Annotated in this window: 4 protein-coding genes and 1 pseudogene; 2 read left to right on the forward strand and 3 right to left on the reverse strand. The window is 41.5% G+C overall.

Annotation, left to right across the window (positions count from 1 at the left end; genetic code table 11):
* The first annotated feature begins 1,092 nt into the window (after nucleotides 1–1,092).
* On the forward strand, nucleotides 1,093–2,616 hold the full coding sequence (locus RWZ99_RS07980; RefSeq protein ID WP_314677826.1) for an ATP-binding cassette domain-containing protein: 1,524 nt from the start codon (nucleotides 1,093–1,095) through the stop codon (nucleotides 2,614–2,616).
* A gap of 94 nt (nucleotides 2,617–2,710) precedes the next feature.
* Here RWZ99_RS07980 and RWZ99_RS07985 read toward each other — a convergent pair whose 3' ends face one another.
* On the reverse strand, nucleotides 2,711–4,579 hold the full coding sequence (locus tag RWZ99_RS07985) for an ABC transporter ATP-binding protein (RefSeq protein ID WP_314677827.1): 1,869 nt from the start codon (nucleotides 4,577–4,579) through the stop codon (nucleotides 2,711–2,713).
* Nucleotides 4,569–6,314 (reverse strand): ABC transporter ATP-binding protein, encoded by a 1,746-nt coding sequence (locus RWZ99_RS07990; RefSeq protein WP_314677829.1) that lies wholly within the window; start codon nucleotides 6,312–6,314, stop codon nucleotides 4,569–4,571. Before RWZ99_RS07990 ends, RWZ99_RS07985 begins: the two co-directional genes overlap by 11 nt.
* A gap of 594 nt (nucleotides 6,315–6,908) precedes the next feature.
* On the opposite strand from RWZ99_RS07990, the gene gshAB reads away from it, so the two are divergent.
* Nucleotides 6,909–9,176, forward strand: coding sequence for a bifunctional glutamate--cysteine ligase GshA/glutathione synthetase GshB (gene gshAB / locus RWZ99_RS07995; RefSeq protein WP_314677831.1), 2,268 nt, complete (start codon nucleotides 6,909–6,911; stop codon nucleotides 9,174–9,176).
* 63 nt (nucleotides 9,177–9,239) lie between these two features.
* Here gshAB and RWZ99_RS08000 read toward each other — a convergent pair.
* Nucleotides 9,240–9,475 (reverse strand): annotated as a pseudogene (locus RWZ99_RS08000) (hypothetical protein); the annotation flags it as partial.

A 9,475-nucleotide genomic window follows, 5' to 3' on the forward strand; every position in this document is an offset into this window, starting at 1 on the left:
TCATTTCAAGTCTCCCTCTGTATGAAATAGTTAGTTATAGGTCACGAGTATACAAAAATCCTATACGTGTACTCATGATACAAATACATTCTAACATTCTGACAATTTATGGTCAAGTGATTAATCCATATTTTTTTAAAAAAAATCAAGTTATCTGACAATTTGTTTAATAACTTTTGCTGATTTTTATCTTTACAAGTGTAAAATGATTGATTTTATTTACTTTACACCGCTTTCATATTTATATTTCATTTCCCTTCCAATCCTAACTTTCTCATTTTATTCAAGTAAGATGTTAGAGTTATGAGAGTATTCGACTCATTTTATTGGCTGATTTTCTCATTTTTATTCTAATTTTCACCTTCTTGTTACAAATTATTCGATTTTGTATCAGACTGGATAACCATTGATATACAATTTAATAATCACCTTTTACAACAAATGTTATCTATCACCATTTCAAAAAAACTAGAAGCCTAAGTCTCAAATACTTGAGGCAAAAATCTTTTTAGTTTTAGAATTAGCTCTCCCTATTTTTCTGAAATGATTGTCATTCCAAGTCTGTAATCCCTGGTAGGACTTTACTTTACCTTCTTCGTGAGTCAGCGAGTATGAGTGAATCGCTAACTCATACGCATATTCTCCCTCTAGAGCCAACCTAAGTTATCTCCATTTACAATATGACTTCTAGTAGATCATAGAGAGCTAATTTTAATAAGATTCGTTGAAAGGACAAGTCAGCCAGATTTTAACTTTCATTTGACAAAATCAATCAGACAGCGTACAATCAAGACAAGTAAGATTCGGAGGTAAATGGAGACATGAACAACTAAGTCTATTCACAATAAACCTGCTTTATTTGATAGATTGTTTTCATGTCTTTTTTGCGCTCTTTTTCTATGGAAAACTTATTGGTGGTATCTGCTTTTTTTGCAATCATACCATCACTATCTCCTAGAGGGCTTTTTAGCTAGACTCAAAACAGTTCTATCTTATAAGGTAGGACTGTTTTTTGATTTTTGATATTGTTTGAAGTGAAAATCGTATTTCCCATGAAACAATATCCACAACCCCTTTGACCTAGGAGGTCCTATGATACAGATTCAACACCTAACCATAACGCATAACAAAGACTTGCGTGAATTAGTCCATGATTTAAATGTGAATATAGATACAGGCGAAAAAGTCGCCATCATTGGGGAGGAAGGCAATGGAAAGTCAAGTCTCCTTGCCCTTCTTGTCAATTCTAATGAAAAATTTGACCAACTTTCTTACCAGGGAACTATTACTAAACCAGATAGCCCTCAGGTCTATATTCCCCAGCAAATTTCAGAAAACGTGCAAGCCCTAACCCTTAACGACTACTTTTTTGCGGACAGTTATGACTTAGACTACGCCACCCTCTATCGTTTGGCTGATGAACTCCATTTTGATAGTGAGCGTTTTGCTAGCAATCAGCTTATCTCCACTCTGTCTGGTGGTGAGAAACTCAAAATTCAACTCATCCGAGAATTAGCTCGCCCCCACGACATCATTTTTCTTGATGAACCCTCAAACGATATGGATTTAACGACCATCACTTGGTTAAAAGACTTTATCAAACATTCTGATAAAACGATAATTTACATCTCTCACGACGAGGATTTGCTCAGCCAGACAGCTGATACCATTATCCATCTGGAACTCCTTAAACGTCGTCGACAGGCCAGAACCAGTGTGGAACATCTTGACTATGATAACTATAGTCAACAACGCTCCGATGCTTTCCAGCAACAGATGCAGCAAGCGAAGACCGAGAAAAAAGCCTATGACAAAGCCATGGCCAAGCATTGCCGTATCAAACAAAATGTCCAAACCACCCTACGCAATACGCATGATAGCACGCAAGGACGCTTGGTTGCTAAAAAGATGAAAGCAGTCCTCTCACAAGAAAAACGCTACGACCGCCTTGCCCAAGACATGACACAGATGCCTGATAAAGAAGACAGCATCGATCTTTTCTTCTCTCATATCGATCCTCTACCTCAGGGAAAATATCTTCTGAATCTGGATGAAAAGCCGCTAAACATCGCTCCTTACCTAACCATTGAACATCTAAAATTTTCTTTGAAAGGACAAGAAAAAGTTGGTATTATTGGAAATAACGGTTGCGGTAAATCCACTCTCTTACACTATCTCTACCAAGAACTTAGGAGAAAAACAGACCTGACTATTGGCTACATGCCCCAAGATTACAATCTTATCTTGCAAAATGATTTGTCACCGATAGCGTTTTTATGTAAGACTGGCGACAAAACTGAGAAAGAAATCATAAGTTCACATCTGGCCAACCTCAACTTCAGTCATGATGAAATGAACCATGCAATTGCTGACCTATCTGGAGGGCAAAAAGGAAAACTACTCCTACTTCACATCGTCTTAGAAAGCCCTCAGCTCCTGATCTTAGATGAACCAACCAGAAATTTTTCACCCACCTCACAACCCCAAGTCCGACAGCTCTTCGAGAACTATCCAGGGGCAATTCTTACAGTATCACATGATGCCAACTACCTCAGGCAAGTTTGCCAAAAGATATATCGCCTGGACTCACATGGTTTAGAAGAAGTTGAGATTTAAGTTATCAAATCTATCGTTTTTACAAGCAAAGTCTCAAAAGAATCCTTTTCTTCATATGCAAAAGAACTCAGGCAAAACCTGAGTTCTTTTAATGTTAATCAATTTCAAGACCACCAGTATAGAGTCGATAGTAGGTACCACCTTGTTCCATGAGACTGTCATGGTCACCACGCTCAATGATACGTCCATGATCCATAACCATGATAACGTCAGAGTTAACGATGGTTGAAAGACGGTGGGCGATAACAAAGACCGTGCGTCCTTCCATAAGTCGGTCCATCCCCTCTTGTACCATTTTTTCAGTACGAGAGTCAATAGAGGATGTCGCTTCATCAAGGATGAGGACCGGTGCATTAGCAAGGGCAGCACGCGCAATAGCAATCAGCTGACGTTGTCCATTAGACAAGCCTGCGCCATCATCTGTAAGAACAGTGTCGTAACCATTGTCCAGATGTTGCACAAAGGAATCTACGTTAGCAATACGAGCAGCTTCAAGAATTTCCTCGCGAGTCGCATCCGCACGGCCGTAGGCAATATTTTCAGCGATAGTCCCTGTGAAGAGATGCGTATCTTGAAGTACGATACCAAGTGATCGACGAAGAGAATCTTTTTCAATCAGCTTCACATCGATACCATCATAAGTAATCACACCAGATTGGATGTCGTAGAAACGATTAATCAAGTTGGTAATCGTCGTCTTACCTGCACCCGTCGCACCAACAAAGGCAACCTTTTGCCCCTTATCTGCATAGAGATTAACGTCATGAAGGATTTGTTTCTTACCATCGTAAGAGAAATCAACATCTTGGAAGACTACATTTCCGACCAACTCGACCAATTCATAGTCGCCATTTGGACGTGGGTGTTTCCAAGCCCAAAGATTGGTTTTCTTGTCTGTCACAACCATTTGACCATCTACCAATTCGTAGTTGACCAAAGTGACCTTACCTTGGTCAACTTCTTCTGCTTCATCCAAAAGGTCAAAGATACGGTCGGCACCAGCAAGTGCCATAAGGACAAAGTTAAGTTGTTGAGAGACCTGAGTAATAGGACCATTAAAGGAACGGTTCAATTGTAGGAAGGCCATGAGACCACCGATAGTCAAGCTACCGACACCATTTAGAGCAAATACCCCACCAACCAAGGCAGTCAAAACAAAGGAAACATTTCCTAAGTTCCCAAGAATGGGCATGAGAACATTGGCATAGCGATTGGCCAAGTATGATGATTCGAAGAGCTGTTCGTTAATCTTATCAAAGTCAGCCATGCTTTCTTCTTCATGAACAAAAGCCTTGACTACCTTTTGACCTGACATCATTTCTTCGATAAAACCATTCTCAACCCCTAGGTTCTTTTGTTGTTCACCAAAGTAGCGACCTGATTTCGCTGATACATTTTTGATGACCAAAAACATGATGCCTACCATGATTAGAACCACAATAAAGAGGAGTGGACTAACCGTAAGCATGGTCACAGTCACACCGATAATGGTAATAGTCGTTTGTAGCAACTGTGGAATAGATTGCTCGACAGCCTGACGGAGGGCATCGATGTCGTTGGTATAGATTGACATGATATCCCCGTGTTGGTGAGTGTCAAAGTAGCGAACCGGCAGCTTTTGCATGCGAGCAAAGAGCTGATTACGAAGAGAACGCAGAGAATCTTGCGAAATCGTCGCCATGAGGAGCGATGACACATAGTTGGCAATCACACCAATAAGACAGAAGACAGCCACTGAAGTCAAGAAACGTAAAAGTGGCCCAAAGTCATGGCTACCAGATTTGAGCATTGGTTGAACGTAAACATCAACCAAGGACTGAATAGAAGCCGTCAAATTGACCGTTGCCAAAGAAGCAACAACAATGAGGATAAAGGCGATACTAAGTGAAAGTTTGTAGTCTTGCCACAAAAAACGTAGAAGACGTGCTAGAGAGCCCCAATTAGCTTTTTTCTTATTCTGCATCTGCTACTCCTTTCCCTTGTGTTTGCATCTTGTAAACGTCACGATAGATGGCATTATTAGCTACCAATTCGTCATGAGTACCAATAGCATCGATACGGCCATCATTCATGACGATGATACGGTCTGCATCTTGGATAGATGAAATACGTTGACCGATGATGATTTTAGTCGTGTCCTTAAGACTTGAAGCGAAACCTTGACGAATCAAACTATCTGTCTTGGTATCAACTGCCGATGTCGAATCATCCAGAATCAAAATTTTCGGATTCATGAGGAGGGCACGTGCAATACAAAGACGTTGACGTTGTCCCCCTGAGACATTGGCCCCACCACGTTCAATCTTGGTGTCATAGCCATCCTTAAACTCTTGGATAAATTCATCAGCTTGGGCAATTTTACAAGCTTCAATGATTTCTTCATCTGTTGCTTGTTTATTTCCCCAACGCATATTTTCCTTAATGGTACCTGAGAAAAGCACATTGGTTTGAAGCACCATAGCAACTTGCTTACGCAAGCTATCCAAATCGTAGTCCTTAACATTTTGGCCAGCAACCTTCACTTGACCAGCTTCCACATCATAAAGACGAGGAATCAGCTGAACCAAACTAGATTTCCCTGAACCCGTTCCACCAAGAATACCGATAACCTCACCAGACTTAATATCAAGCGTAATATCTTTGAGGACATGGGTCTTGTCGCCATTTTCATCCGTATACGAGAAGTCCACATGCTCAAAGCTGATTGAACCATCTGCGACTTCTGTCAAACCATTTTCAGGTGAAACGATGGTGGCTTCAGTGCTAAGAACTTCATCAATACGTTCCACAGAAGCTGTAGAAATAGACAACATGACAAAGATCATCATGAACATCATGAGTGACATGAGGATGGTCATGGTGTAACTAAACATGGAAGTCAATTCCCCTGTCGTTAAGCTACCACCAACGATAAGGTGGGCACCAAACCAGGAAATCATGAGGAAGGACGCGTACATAGACAACATCATGGCTGGATTAGACATGATAACCACACGAATGGCACGCATAAACATCTTGTAAATACGACGTGAGGCCTTTTTGAACTTATCCGTTTCTTCCTGCTCCTTAACGTAGGACTTAACCACACGCATGTTGGTAATATTTTCCTTGATACCATTGTTGAGGTTATCATAAGCCTCAAACACTTGAGTAAAGAGAGGATATACGATTTTGGTAATAATGGCCAAAACCACACCAAGGAAGACCGTTACACCAACAAAAATCCAAGCCATTTCACCATTAATCAGAAAACTTGCTGCAATAGCAAAGATCAAGTTAAGTGGTGCACGCACACAGATGCGGATAATCATTTGATAAGAGTTCTGAACGTTTGTAACATCAGTCATCATACGCGTTACCAGACCACCAGCTGAGAATTTATCAATATTTTCAAAAGAGAAACTTTGAACCTTCTTAAAAATGGCCTGACGTAGATTCTTGGCAAATCCAGCAGAGGCAAAGGCCGCATAGCGAGCCGACTGCATACCGCAGAATAAGGATAGAAAGGCACAGACTAACATGAGGCCACCATAGAACCAAATGTTAGACATGTTGGATTGCTGGACACCTTTGTCCAATAGATTAGCCATGACAAAGGGAATGGAAATCTCAAACATGACTTCTAGCGTCATAAAGAGGGATGCTAGAATTGAGGGTTTCTTGTATTCCTTTATCTGGGCGATCAGGGTTTGAAACATAATTACCTCCGTTTTTTATTCTTTATTTTTTGATGCTTTCTTATGTGATGACGGACGCTAGCAGCTTCCTTCGGAATCTCATAGCTAAGTTTTGAGCCAAATTCTCAAAACTTCCGAGTACTAGAGGACCTTTGACTTCTATAACTACTGCCATAATGAAAAATATCGCCTGCTCTGTGCAGAGCGTGTTTCATGAAGCGATAGATATGGCAAGTTCTCCAAGTCATCACTGAGAAAGCATGGCTGTTGAGCAGAGCGAACTGTTCTTTGTCCGTCTGAACGCTCACTTTTCTCTATAAAAATAACGTTTATAAGCTTTTGAGGGCATATAAAAGCCCCTGAGGGTCGGGCCCTAGGGAGACTTCGTTTTAATATAGATGTTAGTTATAGTATAGGTTAATGTGACTTAAATTGCAAGTAAAATTTTATGAGACTGGGATTTGTTCTAATTTCTCATTTCTTTCACCTAAAATCTGTTTATTTTTCACAAACTCATCCAAAACATTCGGAAATTCCTCTTAAACGTAGCAGAAATTTGTTTTCTTCTCCTATTTATAATAGACTATCACTAACATTAGAAAAAAAGGTGATTCTATGACTATAAACCAACTGCTTCAAAAGCTGGAGTCTACCAGCCCCATTCTCCAAGCGAACTTTGGAATCGAGCGTGAGAGTCTGCGTGTCGATAGGCAAGGACAGCTGGCGCATACGCCTCACCCATCCTGTCTAGGAGCTCGTAGTTTCCACCCCTATATTCAGACTGATTTTTGCGAGTTTCAGATGGAACTCATCACACCAGTTGCCAAATCTACTACTGAGGCTCGCCGCCTTTTGGGAGCTATTACTGATGTAGCCGGACGTTCGATTTCTCAAGACGAGGTCCTCTGGCCCTTGTCCATGCCTCCTCGTCTAAAGGCAGAGGAGATTCAAGTTGCCCAACTGGAAAATGAGTTTGAACGCCATTATCGTAACTATTTGGCTGAAAAATACGGAACTAAATTACAAGCTATCTCAGGTATCCACTATAATATGGAACTGGGTAAAGATTTAGTTGAGGCCTTGTTCCAAGAAAGTGATCAGACCGATATGATCGCCTTCAAAAACGCTCTCTATCTTAAGCTGGCTCAGAACTACCTGCGCTACCGTTGGGTGATTACCTATCTCTTCGGGGCAGCACCCATCGCCGAACAAGGTTTCTTTGACCAGGAAGTTCCAGAACCTGTGCGTTCCTTCCGTAACAGTGACCACGGCTATGTCAATAAGGAAGAGATTCAAGTGTCCTTTGCAAGCCTAGAAGATTATGTCTCAACCATTGAAAACTATATCGAAGAGGGAGATTTGATTGCAGAAAAGGAATTTTACTCAGCTGTTCGCTTCCGTGGACAAAAAGTTAATCGTTCCTTCCTTGATAAGGGAATCACCTACCTGGAATTCCGAAATTTCGATCTCAATCCCTTTGAGCGTATTGGAATTAGCCAAGATACTATGGATACCGTTCACTTGCTCCTTCTGGCTTTCCTCTGGCTGGATGCCCCAGAAAATGTTGACCAAGCTCTTGCTCAAGGTCACGCACTAAATGAAAAGATTGCCCTCTCTCATCCTTTAGAACCTCTACCTTCGGAGGCTGAAACTCAGGACATTGTGACCTCCTTAGACCAACTAGTGCAACACTTTGGCCTAGGGAATTATCATCAAACTTTGGTCAATCAAGTTAAAGCAGCCTTGGCTGATCCGAACAAGACGCTAGCAGCCCAACTCCTTCCTCATATTAAGGACAAATCTCTAGCCGAATTTGCTTTAAACAAGGCTCTTGCTTATCATGATTACGACTGGACTGCCCACTATGCCCTCAAGGGCTACGAAGAGATGGAGCTCTCTACTCAAATGTTACTCTTTGATGCCATCCAAAAGGGGATTCACTTTGAAATATTGGATGAGCAGGATCAATTCCTCAAACTCTGGCACCACGACCATTTTGAATACGTCAAAAACGGGAACATGACTTCAAAAGACAACTACGTGATCCCCCTTGCTATGGCCAATAAGACCGTAACCAAGAAAATCTTAGCCGATGCTGGCTTCCCAGTGCCTGCTGGAGACGAATTTACCAACCTAGATCAAGGTCTTGCCTACTACCCTCTTATCAAGGACAAGCAAATTGTTGTCAAACCCAAATCAACCAACTTTGGTCTGGGAATTTCCATTTTCCAAGAACCTGCCAGTCTTGACAACTATAAAAAAGCCCTTGAAATTGCCTTCGCAGAAGATACCGCTGTCCTTGTTGAAGAATTCATCCCAGGAACCGAATACCGTTTCTTCATCTTGGATGGGCGTTGTGAGGCTGTCCTCCTTCGTGTCGCTGCCAATGTTGTCGGCGATGGCAAACACACCATTCGTGAATTAGTCGCTCAGAAAAATGCCAACCCTTTGCGAGGTCGTGATCACCGGTCACCGCTTGAAATCATTGAACTAGGAGACATCGAACAACTGATGTTGACTCAGCAAGGTTATACACCTGATGATATTCTCCCAGAAGGGAAAAAGGTCAATCTGCGTCGTAACTCCAACATCTCTACAGGCGGGGACTCTATCGATGTCACTGAGACCATGCATTCCTCTTACCAAGAACTTGCTGCAGCCATGGCGACCAGCATGGGTGCCTGGGCTTGCGGAGTTGACCTCATAATTCCAGATGAAACCCAAATTGCCAGCAAGGAAAATCCTCATTGCACCTGCATTGAGCTTAACTTTAACCCTTCTATGTATATGCACACCTACTGTGCTGAAGGTCCTGGACAAGCTATCACTCCAAAAATCCTAGATAAGCTTTTTCCAGAAATAGTGGCTAGTCGAAATGAATAGCTGTCATTTTAGAAATCTAAAAGCGCCTTTATCATATGATATGATAAAGGTGCTTTTACTCTATTAGCCATACTCTCTTGATTCTTCCTCAGGATGGGCTTCCATGTACTGGATATGCTTTATATAGGCATCTTGAGCCTGATTGAAGGCTTCCTGATCTTTATATGGATAGTCTATATAAAATAGGTCCTGCCAACCATTAAACGTTTGGCTATTGTAAAAACCTTGAATCTTGGTAGGAAGAAAATCCTTGTTGTAGCTGATGCGCAACTTAAGCAAGTCCTTGTCCTGAAACTGAG

It is taken from the genome of uncultured Streptococcus sp. (assembly GCF_963545685.1).
Lineage (GTDB): Bacteria > Bacillota > Bacilli > Lactobacillales > Streptococcaceae > Streptococcus.

Bases quoted from the DNA above. Each gene is read 5' to 3' on its own strand.
- RWZ99_RS07980 (WP_314677826.1), top strand. From the start codon at position 1,093: ATGATACAGATTCAACACCTAACCATAACGCATAACAAAGACTTGCGT.
- gshAB (WP_314677831.1), top strand. From the start codon at position 6,909: ATGACTATAAACCAACTGCTTCAAAAGCTGGAGTCTACCAGCCCCATT.
- RWZ99_RS07990 (WP_314677829.1), bottom strand. From the start codon at position 6,314: ATGTTTCAAACCCTGATCGCCCAGATAAAGGAATACAAGAAACCCTCA.
- RWZ99_RS07985 (WP_314677827.1), bottom strand. From the start codon at position 4,579: ATGCAGAATAAGAAAAAAGCTAATTGGGGCTCTCTAGCACGTCTTCTA.